Source organism: Photobacterium sp. ABD4_091 (assembly GCF_056160145.1).
Map to the genome: position 1 here is coordinate 1,942,952 of NZ_JBSWWQ010000001.1, position 18,814 is coordinate 1,961,765.

An 18,814-nucleotide genomic window follows, 5' to 3' on the forward strand; every position below is an offset into this window, starting at 1 on the left:
TTGTCCTGCGTCTTAATCGCAGCGACGGTAATTGATGCCTACTTTGTCTAGGTATGCGAACTGGCCGGCGAGGCGGGCCGTGAAATCAGGCCAGTTGCGTTTGTCTGGGGCCGTCCAACCTACTTCAGAGACTGCAAGCAAGCGGGGGTAAATCATGTATTCGAGCCGGCTTTGGCTGCTGATCAGCTCACACCATAGGGCGCACTGTATGCCTTTAATTCGTGGTTGGGCCGGGTCATCAGAAGGCAGTTCTGACAGCGGGTGGTATTGGTATACCTGCTCCAGGGTGAGCTTGCCTGCCCAATCGACTCCGGCTTCTTCTGCGGAATAGCCTTGTGCCATATCGAGGTAGGTTGACTGCCCGGGTTGCATGACCACGTCATACCCGGCTTTGGCACATGTCAGTCCAGCTTCTTCGCTGAGCCAAGAAAAAATGATGGTGTCTTTGCTAACTTTGTCGCCGTGGGTGGCTTCTTCCCACCCCATCATCCGCTTACCCTTGCTGACAAGGTGGTTTTCGACAAAGCGCAATAAATGTCCCTGGAGTTCCTTGGGATCGCTGTAGCAGTGCTCATCCATCAGGGCTCGGCAGGTAGGGCTGTCTGTCCATACTCCTTTCGGCACTTCATCGGCGCCGATATGGACGTAAGGAGCCGGGAATAGCTCGCAGACTTCATCGAGTACATTCGTAATAAAGGTGTAGGTTCCTTTCAGCGCCGGTGACAGAACATTGTCGTTGTAGCCCTGGATACTGCGGTATACAGAGTTGTCATCAGGGTCAACGAGCAGGTCTGGGAGCGATTTGATTGCAGCCCGGCAATGCCCGGGGATATCAACTTCTGGGATCACCATGATCCCGCGGTCAGCGGCATAGGCGATGATGTCGCGGATATCTTTTTTGCTGTAATAGCCGCCATAGCGTTGACTTATAGTGGTAAATTGCGGCTGGATAACCTCGTTGGGGCCACGCCAAGCGCCAATACGGGTTAGCTCCGGATAGGTATCAATTTCTATCCGCCAGCCTTCGTCATCGGTGAGGTGCCAGTGGAAGACGTTGAACTTGAAACGTGCCAGCTGATCTAGCAAGAATTTGATCCGCTCTACCGGGTGGAAATGCCGGGCACAGTCAAGCATCATGCCGCGGTGAGCAAAATGTGGCGCATCACAGATTTCTACCATTGGGATCTGATAGGCGGCATCAGCAATATGACTCGGCTGAGGCGGGATCAGCTGAAGCAGGGAAGATGTGGCATGGCAGAAGCCAGCTTCGGTGCTGGCCAGTAGCCAAATATCATCTTGTTCAACCAGTAGTTGATATGCACCATCTTCGAGCTGCTCTTGGAGCTGGAAATGAATATTGCCATTCGGAACCACGGCTAGCGTTTCGTGCAATTGGCTCTCTAGTTCAGCCTGAAGCCAACGGCAACAGCCTTCTGCAAGAGGGGTACCAACTGAAATTGCGGTATTCTGATCCAATGAGAATTGCCCAGACAGTGCTTTTAACTGTTGCGGGGCAGGGACTAGGCTGATTGCCGAGGCTGGTTCTAGTTCTGTGCTATGGCGTTTGGTCTGCGGGTGCTGTAGGCCAAAAGCCGTAATTTCTACTGGCTGCGGAGTGATAAATGGCGTGTCATTATCACTACAGATAAAGGCATCAATGATCCCATCATCCAACAAGGTAAATGGCTTGGTTCCGATGGTGAACTCAGTGTAGAAGTGCCCATTTGGCTGCAGTGTTTCATTTTTGCTCGGCGTAAGCGTGCAGTAGCTGCCCACTTGCTCCAACCGCCCGTGGGTTAGGCTGGCATGGTTGATCCAGCGCCCCATGGTAAAATGCAGAGACCAGGCGGTAAGTGGTTTATCCGAAAGATTGTGAATTGTCAGTGCCAGCCGTGATTGTGCCGGCTGCTGATCGATAACGACAAAGTCAAGACGAAAGCTCATAGCCACCTCATAACGGGTACAGGTTGTGGTTACCGCGGGCCATGGCCAGCGCACCATCCATCGCGTCGCCTAATGGCTCGGCGATACGCTTCTGAAGAGGCGGGATCAGCCAAGGCTTGATCCTCTCTGCAATACTGCCCATCAGGCAAATTTGTTCGGCTCCGCGGTTAATCAAAGCCTTCATCCACATTTCAATGTCTGCAGCGGTCAGGTTGAGTAACTCGATACCCAGTGCATCACCTTGGTAGGCATGGGTAAAAATAGCAGGCGAAAACTGGCCGTAATCACAAGGGCGGGCCGTTTTGGACCAGCTGACTATCGCGTCAACATCCTGGTTGAAATGGGCTAGAACATGGGCGGCAAGTGGGGTCATCGGGCGGATCCCGTCATAGGCCAGCAGGGTTTGCTGAATAAGACGTAGCCCCATCACGGCTCCCCCTCCCTGGTCAGAAATCGGAAACTCGCGGCCGCCTACGACCTGCTGCTCAGAGCCTTTAATCAAGATCCCGCATGAGCCGGTACCGGCAATTAAAATTGCGCCATCCTGGCCGGCCCAAGCACCCAAGCAGGCGCCGTAGGCATCGGTGTTGAGGGTGACAGTTGCAAATGGATGGGGCTGAGCCATAAACTCGTACCATGCCGAACGCTGCTCGGCACCTGCCAATGCCAACCCCACGGACATGACTGGGTAATCCTCTTCGCTCAGCCCTGCGATGGCAGCAGCCGTGGCAATGGCATCAACGATTGAAGCCATTGCAACTTCGGCGCCGAGCAAAATATTGGCACTGCCGGTTTTGGCTTCGCCGACTACCTGGCCATTGTTGTCTATGATCCTGGCGCGGCATGAGGTGCCGCCGCCGTCTACGCCGACGAAATAGCGAATGTGATCAGTCATTGTGTCGCTCCTTAAACTGCAGCGTTACGGCCAATAGGTACCAAGCAGCATGAGGGATCCACTGCTCCCCCCAGCGCCAGCTTTGCAAGAAGTCCTGGTGATGGGGGGCTGGGTCGAAAGCGATATCATGTTCGTTTTCAAAGCCGGAGGTGATGCCGTTGCAAACCCCTCCGCGGGCATTGAAAAAGCCCAGGTCCGGCAGGTAATCCGGGTTGTTGCGGCCATGCCCATCCAGCATCGACATGTCAAAGGGGTTTAGGCCAAGCAACCAATCCAGCAGCTGCTGGCCATAGGCCTTCAACTGTGGTCGTAATGCATGGCAGGCCGGATACCCTGCTGCGAGAAATGCCATGCTGGCCAGGGAGGCCAAGCGGGCATTTTCCCCTTGCCACCAATATCCGGTTTCATTGTGGTGGGGAATGAAAAATGCCGAGGCTTTTGAACCATCAACAGGCTTGGTGTATTGCCGTGGATAACCAAACGGGTTGGTCACTTCGTGGGTAATATCCAGCTCGAAGGCGACGGCATTGGCAACAACGGCTCCGATGCGCTGCTGGTGGTCACTCTCTGGTTCAATAGCCAGATAGCTGAGCAGGCTGATCACCGGCAACCCTGCCTCTGCCGCATGGAAATATGGGCGGCTACCGTCACTGTTGGCGGACCAGTAATGGGTCTGCTGTTCGTCGCTACGTTGGCGCAGGGCTAGCTTGCCGGCCCAGTTGCGAGCCTGCTTGAGGTAATCGTCATTGCCAGTGGCACGGAATAACTCCACCGCTGCCAATAGTGCGCAGTACTCATCAATAATGTTTTCGGTGCCGTCATCGAGGTACTGGGCGTTGTTTTCTACCAGGTGCCAATACCCTCGCTCGGCGGTTGCCAGGTATCGGCCATGGTCGACATCGGTGAAGCCGATCTCGATAGCGGTAGCCCCCTGCAAAACCCGGCAGGCCGCTGCCAGGGCGGCAATCGCAATGCCGCCCCCTTGGCGGAAACCGGCTTGGTAGTCCGCTGTTTTGTCACCGCTCTGGTGGGCATAGCTACAAATAACACGCTGATCCGTTTGCTTGCTCCATTTATCGAAGACGGTGGTATAGAAGAACCCTTGTGGGGACTGCATCCTTACCAGGAAATCAGCGCCATGGAGGGCCTCTTCGAGCAGCCGGACTCGGCTGAATGGGGCAAACGTGCCCTCGTCAGCCAGGGTGTCGAACGCCGTCAGCATATTCCAGACCACCATTGGGGTTTGCTGGGGGTTGAAGAAGTTGCTGAAAGAGAGGTGGCTAAGGTATTTGCTGACATCGCCAGAAGCGTCATACCAGCCACCACTGACATCGACCCGGGTGTCGCTACCAAGCAGCGGGGTAGCCTGATCGGCAAGATCATACTTTCCGCCACAGCGCTGGGATTTAAAATAGTGCAGGACATCACTGAACGTGCGTGTCATCAACAGCCCCTCGGCGATAGCAAATGGCGCTGACAGAGCCTCACCGACACGTATCTGGTAATGTCCGCACTCAACAAGTGTGGAAAAGTCGATAGTGTAAGTGAGCCCTGTATGCCATTGATCAACCGGACCACAGGCCTCTAGAGGCAGCTGCATAATAGGCTGGTGGCTATCGGCACATAACAGTTCGGCATTCAGGGCATCGATCGCTGATGCCGATTGGATGATTGCTTGCTTGTGGCCATATTGCTCGTAGCCTAAATGGTTCGTTAACAGCTGCATGTTTCCTCCATTAATTCTCGTACAGGTAGCAGCGTACGAAATGGTTGTCGGAAAGCTGGGTAACGCCCGGCAGTTGCTCGCGGCATTTGTCAGTCGCATGGGTACAGCGGCCAGCAAATGGGCAACCTAGGCTTTCTGGGGTCCAGAGTGGGATCTCCCCTTTGTTCCCCTTGAGCTTTTCGTGGATCGACTTCTTCGGATCCGGAACAGCGGAAACCAGCAGCTGGGTATAAGGGTGCTGCGGATCGTGAATGATCTCTTCGGTATCCCCCCACTCAACCATGTGACCGACATACATCACAGCCAGATCTTCAGCAATGTAACGCGCAGTGGCGATATCGTGGGTAATATAAAGCAGCGCCATTTCGCGCTCGAACTTCATTTCTTCCATCAGGTTGAGAACACCGGCACGGATTGAAACATCAAGCATGGACGTTGGTTCATCGGCCAGCACGACCTCTGCACCTACGGCAATGTTCCTTGCCAGGTTCACACGCTGGCGCTGGCCACCGGAAAGCTGGTGCGGGTATTTCGCCGCGGTTTCTTTGGGCGGGATCAGACCGACTTGCTCGAGCAAATCATAAACCCGCTCTTCCAGTTCCTTTTTGTTGCCCTTGCTGACTTTGTTATGGATCAGCAGGGGGCGGGCAACATGGTGGAAAATCGTATGGGTCGGATTCAATGAGCCGAATGGGTCTTGCCATACCATCTGTATTCCCTGGCGGTACTGCATCAAATCGGCTTTCTTCTCGATGGTGGCAATATCGCGGCCATAGTATTCAATCTGGCCGGAGGTCGGGGCATACATCTTGGCAATCATTTTGGCCGTGGTCGATTTGCCCGAGCCGGATTCTCCGACGACGGCCAAACCGCGGCTTTTGTACATCTTAAATGACACGTCGTTGATGGCACGCATCATGGATTTTTTCAGCGAGTTGCTGTTGACCGAGAAGTCCTTGATCAGGTTCTTCCCTTCAATAATTGGTTGTCCGGTTGGCTTGCTCATAATGCTTCCTATTCCTTAATCTCTAACTGCTTTTGTTAAATAGGTGGCAGTTACTAAAACGGTTGGGTTCCAGCTGGCGGAGCTGGGTCGTTTGGCTAAAGCAGGCATCATAAGCCTTGCTGCAGCGAGCCTGGAAGCGACACCCTGTAGGAACTTCCAACAAGTTGAGCGGGTTGCCTGGGATCCCCTTCAGGCGGGGCTTAGGACCTGTGAGTGGTGGGAAAGAGCTTCCCAAGCCTTCGGTATAAGGGTGGAATGGATCCTCTAGGATCTGTTTTGATGGCGCGACCTCAACCAGCTCACCGGAGTACATAATGCCGATACGGTCGGAGAACTCGACCATCAATGACAGGTCATGGGTAATGAACAGGATAGAAAACCCGAACTCTTCCTTCAGGGCGTAGATCTTCTGCAGGATCTCACGCTGTACCACCACGTCTAGGGCGGTGGTCGGCTCATCCATAATGATCATTTTCGGGTTCAGGGCCAGAGCGATGGCGATAACCAGGCGCTGGCGCATGCCGCCGGAAAACTGGTGCGGGTAATCTCGCAGTCGGCTTGGGTGGATATCCACGATTTCCAACAAGCCTTCTGCCCGGCGTACGGCCTGCTGGCGTGTCATCGAAGTATGGCGCATGATCACATCGCAGAACTGCTCTTCCAAGGTTAGAACAGGGTTGAGGGCATTCATCGCACTCTGGAATACCATGGAGATCTCGCTCCAGCGGAACGCTGACATTTGCATATCATTGAACTTCAGGATGTCACCATGCCCGTCGAAGATCACCTCGCCACCGGTGATGAATGCTGGCGGCTTGTGCAGGCGCATCAGCGAGAAAGCAACGGTTGACTTACCGCACCCTGATTCCCCTGCCAGGCCAAAGATTTCACCTTTGCCAATGTCGAAGCTGACATTGTTTACCGCACGGACATCGCCTGCATCGGTAATGTAGTCAACGCATAGGTTGCGGATAGAAATTTGTGGATCAGTCATTATTTCTCTCCCCCTTCAAGGGCTGGCTGAGGCGCGATGTTTGCCTGAGCTTGTTTCTGGTTTTCTTCTGCCATGTTCTTCCAGCGGCGCATGCCTTTGTGCGAACGCAGCTGCGGGTTGGCGATTTCATCGACGGCGAAGTTCAGCATCGCCAGGCCGACAGCAATGAATGTCAGGGCAATACATGGCGCTAGCAGCTCCCACCAGGCACCGACCAGCATTGAGGACGAAGTCTGTACGTTGTAGAGCATGATGCCCCAGCTAATCGAGTTCGGGTTGCCCAAGCCAAGGAAGGAGAGGGTTGCTTCGGTCATAATGGCAAGCATGACCGAGCCGATGAAGCTGGCGCCGACAATGGAAATCAGGTTAGGCAGGATTTCGATAAAGATGATGCGTACCGACGACTCGCCCAGGACTTCGGCCGCTTTGACAAACTCTTTCTCTCGCAGGGATAAGGTCTGGGCCCTGACGACACGGGCACCCCATGCCCAAGAGGTCATGCCGATGACGATGGCGATTGTCAGCGGGCCGGCCTGGCCGATGAAGGCGGCAATTACGAACAGTAGCGGCAGCTGGGGTATAACCAACATGATATTCATTGCCGCCGACAGGATATCGTCAACACGCCCGCCGAAGTAACCGGCTGAGACCCCAATTACCGTGGCAAGGAAACACACCATGATGCCAGCACCGAAGCCAACGGCTAGGGAAGTACGAGCACCGTAGACAACCTGAGACCAGACATCGCGGCCCATACGCGTGGTACCTAGGGTGTGATCGGCATCTTTGGACATGCGCAGGGTGCGCTTGCTGTCAGCCAGGTTGTTTGCGACCCAGCCGTCAGGGTTACTTTGCGCGGCTTTCACCACGAAAGCAGGGTACTCGTGCGGGTTACCGGTACGCTTGTCGGGCGCATGCTTGGTAATCAGCGGGGCGAACAGCGCGCCGAAAATGAAAGTGGCGATGATGGCAAGGCCTAGCATGGCTTTGGCGTTGCCAGAAAGTAGTTTGATTAGTCCTTTCATGATTATTTGCCTCCCTTACGTAGGCGAGGATCCAGAGCAACAATGAGTAGGTCAGCCAAGAAGTTGAAGAACAGCATGAACATGGTCATGATCAACAGCTGGCCCTGAAGCACTTGGTAGTCACGGGTGTTAATGGCATTGAGCAGTACTGTGCCAAGGCCCGGGTAGTTGAAAATCATCTCGATGATCAGCTGGCCACCGATCGCCATACCGATTGCCATCGAAAGGGCGGTGACACTTGGCAGCATGGCGTTACGGGCGGCGTACTTGAAGACCACGCGGTTTTCGCTCAGGCCTTTGCCTTTTGCCATCGTGATGTAGTCTTCATTGAGCAGGTTGATCATGTTGTTACGCATGTTGATCAGGAAGCCGCCGATTTGGATGATGGTGGCACAGAACAGCGGAAGCACCGCGTGATAGCCCACATCAAGGTAGAAATCCAAGCTGGTCCAGTCTGGTACTGTGCCCGGGGTATAGGCATAGGTTGACGGAAACCATTTGGTACCGATCGCAAAGGTATAGAGCACCAGCATGGCCACGACCACTGGCGGAACGGCTTGCACCACCATCATGCCTGGGGAGATGAAGGCATCGTATTTGCTGCCACGTTTCCAGGCCGCAAAAATACCCAGTGTTGAGCCTAGGCAGAAAGCCAGGATAACCGCGGTACCAGCAAGGAACAGAGACCAGCCTACTGCGCCGCCCAGTACGTCGTTAACGGTCTGAGGGTAGGTCTGGATTGAAATCCCCAAGTCCCATGACAGGATACCTTTCAGGTAGATAAAGTATTGCTGGTAGATTGGGCCGTCGACAAAGCCCAGCAGCTCTTTCATCGCAGCAATACGTTCTGGGGTCACCTGTACTGCGGCATTGGCAAACATCATGGTGACCGGATCACCGGGCATCGCCCGGGGAATAATAAAATTGAGGGTTATTGCGAACAGGAGCGCAATAAAATAAAAGCTAAGTCTGCGTATAAAAAATCCCATAACTCACACCTTAAAATATCCAGCTTCTCTAACCAGATTTCAGACACACTCTTCCCTGACCACTGGCCATAGTTATTTCTAAGGGGGAAGGTTGAAGGGGCGGTGCGCAAGGTGCGCACCGCAAATTGCGAAAATTACGATTTAGGTTTTAGGTCAAGCACTTGCAGTAGACGTTCTTGCGTATTGGTGATAGGCATCGGACGTCCTTTCTGATTGTTCTCGTTCCACCAACCAGTAAAGCGTGCAGTGTTGTACTGAGAGGTGTAAGCACCTGACATAACAGGGATAGTTACTTGGTTCTCAGCAATTATCTTCTGGATGGAGTGAGCCATTTTCACCTGCTCGTCGCGGTCAGCAGTCTTGTAGAAGCCTGCTAGCAGGTTATCCAGTTTCTCGCTCTGCCAGTAGTGCAATGCGAAGCGAGGCATGCCTTCACTTGCCTGGAAGCGTGAGTGGTAGGCGCTATCCCAGTAGGTGTATGGATCTGCACCGTGGAAGTAGTTGGTGTACGCTACATCATAGGTCGCATCAAGCATCGCCTGGTTGTAGACCGAGAAGTCTGGCGTGCTGGCTTTAGCCTTGATACCAACTTCCTGCAGCATTTCAACACTTAGCTGAACGGTGTTGTTGAAGTCAGTCCAACCGTTTGGCGACTGGATAGTCAGCTCGATGCTCTTGCCGGTCGGTGTTTCAACGAAGCCGTCACCATTGGTGTCTTTGAAGCCCGCTTTCTTCAATAGCGCTTTAGCATTCGCTACGTTGTAGGTCATGTAAGGCTTGTACTTCTCGTGTACCGCTTTGTCAGACCAAGATTCAAACGCCTGGCCAAGGCCTGACGCGTAGTCATTTACCACACCGCCGCCGTAGAAGGCGATATCGATGATAGTTTCACGGTCGATAGCCATAGAGAAGGCACGGCGGAAGTCGATGTTGTTGATGGCTTCGTGGTTTCCTTTGTTTGGCGTTTTGTAGTTCAGCATGAATGCCTGCGTACCACCAGCAGGGTACCAGTACTTGTTGTCTGGGCTAGCTGCTGCGTATGTGCTGTCTACATCAGGGATGAACGCGTAGGTCCAGTCAAACTGACCGCTTAGTACCTGGCCAAGGAACTGGTCGTTACCACCCACCTGAGGTAGGCGCAGACAGTCTACGTCCAGGTTCGCATTATCCCAGTAGTTCGGGTTGCGACACTGGGTGTATAGCTGAGGAGTGAAGGTCTCGATTTCGGTGAAAGGACCGGTACCCACAGGGTTTTCGTTGGTGAAGCGCGTAGGATCTTTTACCTTGCTCCAGATGTGCTGTGGTACAACCGCAACCTTGGAAATCAAGTAAGGAACGTTTGAGTTTGCTTCAGTTAGGCTGAAGGTGACTTTGTCGCCTTTCGCTTTAACGTCTTTCAGGCGGGCATTGATACCAGTACGGTCAAGCTCAGGGTGTTTTTTCAGCAACTCAAAGGTAAATGCGACATCTTTGGCAGAGAACGTTTTGCCATCAGACCATTTTACACCATCACGGATTTCGAAGGTCACTTCCATCAGGTCGTCAGACATGTAGTAGTCTTTCGCCAAACGCATGACCGGCTCGTTGCCCTTAAGCTCGTTGAATACAACCAATGGCTCAAACAGGAAGTCATAGGTCGTGTCCAACTGAGTCTGTAGGTAAGGGTTAAAGTTACGTACAAAAGTTGGGTAGAACTTAGGAACCATGGTTAGCTCGCTGCGTTCTGCAGCCGACGCCACTGGGGCGGTTAACATAGTTGAAGCTGCTGCTACAACGGCTAGCGCTAACTGGGTTTTCTTTATATTGGCAAGCATAGCTGTTCCTTACTCTTTGCTTTTAGTTTCACTTATGGAAAAAGCCCCGTATGCACGGGGAGGAAGAACCTACTTCGTTCTGGCTGAGTAACGCACCTGAACAAATGGCCTTGTAGGCTCTGTGTGCCTTAAGGAAACTCCTGATTGGCAAAACGGTCAATCAGGCTGCCCGTCAAAAACGTTAATTTCACTCCCCCCTCCGTAAAAAACGTTAATAACGGACTGTGATCCAGCGCTCGCCTATACGGCGAGTGTGCTGTAGGTCTCAACTTGAATTTTCTCGTTTCATACTGATAATTCTCGCAGTTGGTATTTTGTTTTTTAAAAACAGTGTGTTGTGTTGTTTTTTTGGATGGTGTGATGTAACAGGGCAAAAAGTTTGCCTTAATTCCCTGCGGAAAATTTATCAGCGTGGTTTGTTGTGATTACCATCTCATAAACTGAAACTTTTCCCTGTGCTGGTGGTGGGAGGTACGATTTATACGGCTCTATGGGGGATTTTTCGCCACTGTTTTGGTCTGTGATCAAGTGTTTTTTTGCGTTTTTACGGGGATAATTTGAGGCAAAAAAAAGCCTGCACGAGGCAGGCTTCCGCTGTATTGAGCGTGGCGGCTATTGGTTGATGATGTGCTGAAGTTGCTCTTTCATCGATACGAGCTCGTTGTGTGTTGTCGTGTTGCGAGGGCTTCGCTCCAGGACAAAATCGATGGTACTGAGAACGGTGCGCCAACGCGGTGTCTTGGGCAAGGTTTCCAGGTGAAGGTACTTATCCAATGTACGTGTCTGCAAGGTGCTGCGGTCGAGGTAAACCCGCCACAGTCCGCTTTCCTCTGCGAGCTCAAATTTGGTTTTTTGGGTGGACTCTTCCCAGTGCTGCAAGGTGGCCTTCATGACCTCTACAAGTAGCTCGCGCAAGGTGTCATTCTTGCTTTTGCCATTGCCTTCCAGCTTATCTGCCAAGGAGCTGAACTCGTCACCCAGGTGGCGCAGTTTCTGCAGGTTGTCTTTATTGCGGTTGAAGGCAAAGCCAGAGAGCACTTCAACGGCATTTTCCAGCACCTCTATCCGGTGGCTGCTGGTGTGCCCTTGGTTGTCGAAGATAAACATCCGCTGTAGGCCTGACTCTTCGGGGAGGTTGATGACATCGGTATCAAGTGCAACCAGGCTGTCACCTATCTTGAACATCAGGCTGCCATGGAAGTGGTGGCTATGGCTGATATCCTGAGGTAGGTGGGTAGCCAGAATATCTTCGATATGGTGGCGCTCGACTTGCTCCGGCGAGCGGTTGAAAAGCTTGCCGGCAGCGGTATTGGCATAGCGGATCCGGCCGCCGCTTTGGATACACAGAATGGCTTCATTGGAGGACTCAAGTAAGCCCAGCAGACGGTTCTGGGTTTCCAGCAGGCTGTTTTCCACCTGCTCCCTGCGTGAGATTTCCTCAGCAAGGCGCTGGTTTTCCTTGAGCTGGCGTTCAGTTTGCCCGGCTTTGAGGTGGGCACCGATTCGGGCGGTGAGCTCTTCTTTGTTGAACGGCTTGGTCAGGTAATCGTTGGCACCGGATTCGAAACCGCGGATCCTATCCTGTACCTGGCCCAGCGCCGAGAGCATGATGATCGGCAGTTCTAGCATGCTATAGCTCTGGCGCAGTTTCTCACATACTTCGTAGCCAGACATTTCCGGCATCATGATATCCAGTAGCATCAAGGCGGGCTGGTGGCTATCGACCAGCTTCAGAGCTTGAGGGCCGCTCTCGGCCGTGATCACCCGGTAGCCTTCGAGGCGAAGGAAATTATTGAGCACCTGAAGGTTCACTGGCTCGTCATCGACAATCAGCAGCAGCTCGCCATCCGGGTTTTCTTCGATGTGCTCGAGCTCGCAAGCCTGCGATTCCGGTGACGGGATCTGGAAGTGGTTGCTGCGGTTGGCTATTTCGCCCTTGGCAATATCTTCGTCGGAAGCCAGGTTCAGGGTGAAGCTGAAAGTGGTGCCAATCATCGGCTGGCTGCTGACATACAGCCGCCCGCCCATTAGCTCAATCAGCTGGCGGCTGATCGACAGGCCAAGTCCCGAGCCCTGGCGGTAGTTGGCGGACTGGGTATTTGCCTGGATTAATGGCTCGAAGATATGCTCTAGCTGCTCGGCAGGTATCCCTTGCCCGGTATCGACGACCTGGATACGGAGCTGGGATTCCAATACCGTCGCTGACAGGATGATTTTACCCTCCGAGGTGTACTTGATGGCATTGCCGACCAGGTTGTAGAGGACTTGCTCTAGCCGCTGCTCATCCCCCTGCACCAGTGGGAGGTCATTGGGAATTTGGTTGATGATGCGAACGGGTTTGCTGCCGAGTAGGTGGCCTGACAATTCCAGCACCAACCTGGCGGCGGAGGAGACATCGACGGCCTGGCGCTGGATATCCAGATCGCCATAGCGCATCTTGTGGTAATCGAGCAGGTCATCAACCAGGTTAGTTAGGCGCAGGCCGCTGTTGATCATGATTTCAAGCTGGCGGCGCTGGGAGCTCTGGACTGGGCCATTAGCCCCTGCCAGCAACGATTCGGCAATACCGACCATGCCGTGCAGCGGGGTGCGCAGCTCATGGGAGGTTGTGGCGAGAAACTCATCCTTTAGCTTGTCAGCGGTTTGCAGTTCCTTGTTTTTCTGCTGGATAACCTGGAGGTTTTGCTCCAGTTCGTTGTTCTGCTCACGGATCAGGGTCATTTTATCCCTGACTGAAGACTGCATCCGAGCAAAGCTGACAGCCAGACGGCCAATTTCGTCACTGCGATCGGTGCCTTCTATCTTCTGATCCATGTCACCGGCCGAGACTTGCTCTGCCGCCCAGGTGAGCCGCAGCAACGGCGCGGTTATGGAGTTTGATAGCCAATGCGAAGCGATGATCACCAGCACGATCGCCGTTAGCATCGCGACAAAGAAAATCACCTCCAGCTGGCGGATCCGGGCGAAGGCTTCCTCTTCGGGCAGTTCGACAACCAGCGCCCACGGACTGTCCATGATCGTCAGCGGGGCGAAGGCGCTCAGTACGGGAACGCCATTGAAGTTGGCGAAGCTACCTACGCCGCTGTCTCCTTCCAGCGCCCGGTTGATACTGTTACTGGAAAAAGAAGCGGGATCTTCGCTAGCGGTTGGTAATCTTGAGCGGTGATCCTGGCCGACCAGCAAGGTCTGGACAGAATAGGAGTTATTGCCCGTGTCGGTGAGGAAGTCGCGGATTGCCTGGTTGCTCAGCTTAAAGAACACGTAGCTGTGCAAATAACCTTGCTGGATGATAGGGGCGGCGAACCAGGCCGAGAGACCTTGCTCCCCTTGGGCCGGGCTAAAATCGGTAAACGCAACGGGGACTTGGTCGGTTGCACTTTCCGATTGCTCGGTTTTTTGCTGGATGGAAGAGAATGTTTTGCTTAATGCCGGGTAGGTTTGTGCCGCGTGGGGCAAGTTGATACCAAATATATCAGGGCTGTTGGCGGCGTAGACGATGTTGCCGTTGATATCAACCAATAGGATATCACTGAAGTTTGAGCGCTTGAGGTATTCTTCGTAGGCCCAGTTATAGCGCTTGTACATTAGCCGGTAGCGCTCATGGCCGACATAGTTGCCGGTATCCTGCTCGCCCAGGGACTTGGTGGTCAGGGTTTCGGTATAGTAGCGGCTACGGCCTGTCTTGTGCAGGACATCAGAGATATCCCCCAGCTGGTGGTAGGCACCGACCAGGCCGTAGAAGCGGCCGCCACTGGCGTTGGCAAGCTCTGAGCGGGCAAAGCTCTGTACCTCGGACTCGCGGGAAATAAAAAAGTTATTGAGCTGCTTCTTCTTGTTATCGAGCAAGGAGGCGAGGTGGTTGGTACTTTGCTCAGCCAGATCTTTGGTATGCGAATTAAGGAAGAATAGGGCTGACAGTATTAGCGGGGTAATACTCAAAACTAAAAAAGCCAGCATCAAGGTGTGCTGGAGACGCTTGAAACGGGTAGTCTGCTGCATTCCGGTGCCTGAAATTACCTATGAGACAAAGCTGTGATCAAGGGAAGACCTTGAGGCTATTGACGTTAATCTAGATGTTGGTGGCTTTCCGGTAAATTGACGGAATTAACGGCTCAATGGAGCGGAATAATCACCATAACCACCAGTTATACTGTGTTTTTTCGTGTAAGCAAGAAAGTGGCAGCGGAAGCGTGTGCCGACACACAGATTTGACGTTTATGACGAGGGGAATGGAGAAAGTATTGACCGTATTAGGCAGTTTTGTCTCAAAAGTTGGGCTAAGGCCGGGTGCACCCGGCCTTGAAAGGATCATTTTTTTGCAGTGTAAATGCTGAATTTGTTGTTCTTGGCCGTGACTTCGCATTGGCCTAGGCTATCCTCGATCAGCGGCGGGTAGCGAAGGAAGCTGTTGGCGACGATGATCAGCTGGCCCTCTTGGCGCAGGTACTGCGGTGCCTGGGCGATGAAATCTTCGGTAGCAGCATAGAAGGTTTTCAGGCCGGCATGGAATGGCGGGTTGCTGATCAGGTAATCGTATGGGCCTTGCAGGGAGGTATAGACATCGGTCGCGGTAAAGCTCGCTTCCAGCTGGTTAACCCGGAAGGTTTCCTCTGCCGATGCAATCGCCAGCGCACTGATATCACACAGCTCCAGTTCGATAGACGGGTTGTTGGTTTTCATCACGGCACCAATAACCCCGGCACCGCAGCCAAAGTCCAGCACACGGCCACGCAGCGAAGGCAGGGTTTCCAGCAGCAGCTTCGAGCCCTGGTCGAATTCGCCATGGCTGAAGACGCCTGGCAGCGAGCGGATCGTCAGTTCAGCACCTGCGATATTCAGCGGGTAGCTGCGGAACCAGTCGTTGATGTCAAAAGCCGGTGTCTGCTTGTCACAGACGCCCCAGTAGAAGCTGCAGCGGCGGGCCGAGTCATACTTGGTCAGCTTGCCATAAGGGGCAAACATCTTTTCCGAGCTGCGAACGCCGCTGCGGTTTTCGCCGACGACACAAATTTCGGTTTCCGGGCCAAATTTGGCCAGCAACATTGCCATCAGGTATTCGGCTTCGGCTTTGGCTTTCGGCCAGTAAAGCAAAATCATGTCGATGTCGGCATCTTCGCTGAACTCGGGGCCAAAGGCGGTGTGGATATTGCTGTAGGCCGCCATACGACGGGCATAGCCAAAGTTGGTGGTAAAGATCGTCACCGACGCGGCAGTCTGTGATAGCTCTGCCGGGAAGGTATCATCGAGCTCACCGGCCACTAGGACTTTGCGGTTTTCGAAAAACTCTAGTTGACGGGCAGCAACCTGACTAGCAGCACTGTATGACATAACGACCTCAAGAATGGATGAAAGCTGTGTTGGGGCGCGAATTGTTCCACAAATTCGCCGATAAGAAAAGCCGAGCCGGAGCTGATGCCCCGGCCCGTTTGGTCAATGGTGGTCCTGGTGGTGCAGGAAGTCCTGGAATTCGGCTTCGTAGAGTTTGAACAGTACCAGGGTAACGGCAAAGATGATTGGGCCGTAGATCAGGCCGATCAAACCAAAGACATGCAAACCACCAATAATAGAAAAGAAGATCAGCAGCGTACTCATGCCTGAGCTGCCCTGCATCAGCAGCGGGCGAAGGAAATTATCGATCGAGCCGACCACAACCGCCCCCCAGCCAACCAGGAATACCGCCCATTCCCATTTGCCGATCAGTAGCAGGTAGATACTGGCCGGCAGCCAGATCAGCGCGGTACCGACAACAGGGATCAATGAGGCGAAAGCCATCATCGAGCCCCAGAACAAGCCTTGGAACCCGGCCATCCACATGGCAAAACCACCGGCAAAGCCCTGGGCCAGGGCGGTGAGGAAGGAGCCTAGCACCGCGGATTTTGCCACTTGCTCGACTTCATTGAGCACGGCATCTTCCTGGCTACGCGAGAGCGGCAGGACGTGGCGAATAGTCTGGACAATCTTGTCATGGTCGCGCAGCAAGAAGAACAGCACAAACAGCATCAGCATGAAATTAATCAGGAAGTTGGTGGCATCTCCCAGCAAGCGGGCACTGACATTCAGTAACTGTGCGCCAAACTTCGAGGAGGCTGAGGCCACTTTCTGTACCATCACCTGGGTATCAACCGGCTCGAACGGTGAATACTTTTCGATTAGGGATAGCACCTTAATGACATAGGGGTGAGAGAGGACCTCCTGTACCCCGCCGGTCGTTAGCCAGGTATAGCTTTCCTTGGAGAAGGTGGTGCCCTGGTGGATGATCGAGCTGAACACTACCAGCATCGGGATCACGATGATGAAGGTCAGCAGGGTGCAGGACAGTACCGATGACAGGTTAGGCGAGCGAGGCATCAACCTGTCTAGTTTCAAATGCAGCGGGTAATAGAGCAGTGATATGATAAAAGCCATTACGATTGGGCCAATATACGGCTCAATTAAGGTGTAGCTGGCGTAGGCGGCTACCGCCAACGCGGCGATAAGCATCCAGTGACGCGATTCAACTTTGAATGGTTTGGGCACAGTGCTTCCCTTTTCGAGATTTTGGTTGAGGCTGTACATTTTGCTGTTGGTTAATATGATTGCACCACATTGCTTGCGAGGCAATCGTTAATATCTGTCTGATTTTAAAGCGAGGAGGTAGGTTTATGGGGTGTTGTGACTGTGGTTGCGAGAGCAAGAAGAAACGGCGGGTCCCATTGGCGGTTTGGGTGCTGGCCGCCCTTGCCATAATGGCGCTCTTCTTCTGGTAATAAGAATGATGTCACCCGGCCATAAAGCAACAAGCCGCTCAGTGAGCGGCTTGTGTCTATAGGCTGTTTGTCGCCAATAATAGGGTTAAGTTGGCCCTTATTACGCAGCGGCTTCTTCTGCCAGCGTTTTGAATGCATATTCAGCGGCACCCAAAGTGGCTTCAATTTCCTTGTCGCCATGTGCTAGCGAAGTAAAGCAGGCTTCGAAAGCAGAAGGAGCAAGGTAAACGCCTTTTTCAAGCATTAGATTGAAGAAACGCTTGAAGCGCTCGATATCGCACTTGGCAACATCGTCATAGCAGTTGACGGCTTCCTGGTCGGTAAAGAAGAAACCGAACATTGCACCAACCTGGTTGGTTTTCAGCGGGATACCGTACTTGTCAGCCAGGGACTGGAAACCTTCTGCCAAGCGCTGGGTCGTGCTGGCTAGCTGCTGCTCGTGACCTTCTTTGGTCAATACGCTCAGGCAAGCGTGGCCTGCTGCCATAGCGACTGGGTTGCCCGATAGGGTACCTGCTTGGTAAACCGGGCCGGTTGGCGCCACATATTCCATCACTTCACGACGGCCACCGAAAGCACCGACAGGCATACCACCACCGATCACTTTGCCCAATGTAGTCAGATCTGGTGTGATGTTGTAGTAACCCTGAGCACCACCGTGAGAAACACGGAAGCCAGTCATTACTTCATCGAGGATCAACAGGGCACCAAATTCGTCACAGATCTCACGCAGACCTTCCAGGAAGCCCGGAACCGGTGGGATACAGTTCATGTTGCCGGCAACAGGCTCGACAATGATACAAGCGACCTGCTCTGGGTGCTCGGCAAAGGCTTCGCGGACAGAGTCTAGGTTGTTGAAGGTACAGGTTAGCGTGTGCTTGGCGAAATCAGCAGGTACACCCGGAGAGCTTGGCTGGCCAAGGGTTAGGGCACCAGAGCCCGCTTTTACCAACAGGCAGTCGGCGTGGCCGTGGTAGCAGCCTTCGAACTTGATGATCTTGTCGCGGTTGGTGAAACCACGGGCCAGGCGGATAGCACTCATGGTCGCTTCGGTACCCGAGCTCACCATACGTACCATTTCCATCGACGGTACCAACTGGGACACCATTTCAGCCATGGTGATTTCCATCTCGGTCGGCGCACCAAAGCTCAGGCCCTGCTGGGCAGCTTTGATAACGGCATCACGGATAGCGACATGGTTGTGACCAAGGATCATCGGACCCCACGAGCCAACATAGTCAATATAGGCTTTGCCATCGGCATCGAAGATGTAGGCGCCGTCTGCGCGCTCGATAAATAGCGGGCTGCCGCCTACGCCTGCAAAGGCACGGACTGGTGAGTTAACGCCACCAGGGATCGTCTGTTGCGCTTTGGCAAATAAATCAGCTGACTTGCTCATTGTGATGTCCTGTTATTGAAGATTGTCCGATTTGAACTGTCGGCATTGTACATAGCCAAATGAGGGCTTTCAATTGGAGGCGGCGGGAACTATGGGCCGGCGCAAGGTCGAGCAGGGCACAAAAATGCTGTGCATCGCTGCAAAGCTAGTTTTCAACATTGAATATGTAAAAAAAACAACCTGTCAGCTATGCTTTCCCAAGGCGCTTTCCCTATATTTTGGGCGCCCCTTTCTATTGTTCCCGGCTCCGGGATGGCTTCATATTTACGGCATTGT

The 18,814-nt window shown here is 53.4% G+C and carries 13 protein-coding genes; all 13 read right to left on the bottom strand.

The window, feature by feature from the left end; all coding sequences use genetic code 11:
- Positions 1 to 12: 12 nt before the first annotated feature.
- Positions 13 to 1,944: a beta-N-acetylhexosaminidase gene (locus ACXAGQ_RS09060; RefSeq protein WP_475253381.1), complete on the bottom strand. Its 1,932-nt coding sequence runs from the start codon at positions 1,942 to 1,944 to the stop codon at positions 13 to 15.
- A 7-nt stretch (positions 1,945 to 1,951) separates the two neighbouring features.
- On the bottom strand, positions 1,952 to 2,827 hold the full coding sequence (locus ACXAGQ_RS09065; RefSeq protein WP_475254708.1) for a glucosamine kinase nucleotide-binding domain-containing protein: 876 nt from the start codon (positions 2,825 to 2,827) through the stop codon (positions 1,952 to 1,954).
- A 4-nt stretch (positions 2,828 to 2,831) separates the two neighbouring features.
- Complete coding sequence (locus tag ACXAGQ_RS09070; protein ID WP_475253383.1) at positions 2,832 to 4,565, bottom strand: glycoside hydrolase family 9 protein; 1,734 nt, start codon at positions 4,563 to 4,565, stop codon at positions 2,832 to 2,834.
- A 10-nt stretch (positions 4,566 to 4,575) separates the two neighbouring features.
- Positions 4,576 to 5,571, bottom strand: coding sequence for an ABC transporter ATP-binding protein (locus ACXAGQ_RS09075; protein WP_475253385.1), 996 nt, complete (start codon positions 5,569 to 5,571; stop codon positions 4,576 to 4,578).
- 22 nt (positions 5,572 to 5,593) lie between these two features.
- Positions 5,594 to 6,565 (bottom strand): ABC transporter ATP-binding protein, encoded by a 972-nt coding sequence (locus ACXAGQ_RS09080; protein ID WP_475253387.1) that lies wholly within the window; start codon positions 6,563 to 6,565, stop codon positions 5,594 to 5,596.
- Positions 6,565 to 7,590: an ABC transporter permease gene (locus ACXAGQ_RS09085; protein ID WP_475253389.1), complete on the bottom strand. Its 1,026-nt coding sequence runs from the start codon at positions 7,588 to 7,590 to the stop codon at positions 6,565 to 6,567. The genes ACXAGQ_RS09080 and ACXAGQ_RS09085 overlap by 1 nt, the downstream gene beginning before the upstream one ends.
- Before the next feature lie 2 nt (positions 7,591 to 7,592).
- On the bottom strand, positions 7,593 to 8,579 hold the full coding sequence (locus ACXAGQ_RS09090) for an ABC transporter permease (RefSeq protein ID WP_475253391.1): 987 nt from the start codon (positions 8,577 to 8,579) through the stop codon (positions 7,593 to 7,595).
- 134 nt (positions 8,580 to 8,713) lie between these two features.
- On the bottom strand, positions 8,714 to 10,393 hold the full coding sequence (locus tag ACXAGQ_RS09095) for an ABC transporter substrate-binding protein (protein WP_475253393.1): 1,680 nt from the start codon (positions 10,391 to 10,393) through the stop codon (positions 8,714 to 8,716).
- A gap of 612 nt (positions 10,394 to 11,005) precedes the next feature.
- Positions 11,006 to 14,392 (bottom strand): response regulator, encoded by a 3,387-nt coding sequence (locus tag ACXAGQ_RS09100; protein ID WP_475253395.1) that lies wholly within the window; start codon positions 14,390 to 14,392, stop codon positions 11,006 to 11,008.
- 309 nt (positions 14,393 to 14,701) lie between these two features.
- A complete protein-coding gene (gene rsmC / locus ACXAGQ_RS09105) occupies positions 14,702 to 15,721 on the bottom strand; it encodes a 16S rRNA (guanine(1207)-N(2))-methyltransferase RsmC (RefSeq protein WP_475253397.1) in 1,020 nt (339 codons plus the stop codon).
- A gap of 102 nt (positions 15,722 to 15,823) precedes the next feature.
- A complete protein-coding gene (locus ACXAGQ_RS09110) occupies positions 15,824 to 16,909 on the bottom strand; it encodes an AI-2E family transporter (RefSeq protein WP_475253399.1) in 1,086 nt (361 codons plus the stop codon).
- A gap of 104 nt (positions 16,910 to 17,013) precedes the next feature.
- Entirely contained in the window at positions 17,014 to 17,277 is a 264-nt protein-coding gene (locus tag ACXAGQ_RS09115; RefSeq protein ID WP_475253401.1) for a hypothetical protein, read from the bottom strand.
- A complete protein-coding gene (hemL, locus tag ACXAGQ_RS09120; protein ID WP_475253403.1) occupies positions 17,240 to 18,538 on the bottom strand; it encodes a glutamate-1-semialdehyde 2,1-aminomutase in 1,299 nt (432 codons plus the stop codon). The genes ACXAGQ_RS09115 and hemL overlap by 38 nt, the downstream gene beginning before the upstream one ends.
- Between the last annotated feature and the right edge of the window lie 276 nt (positions 18,539 to 18,814).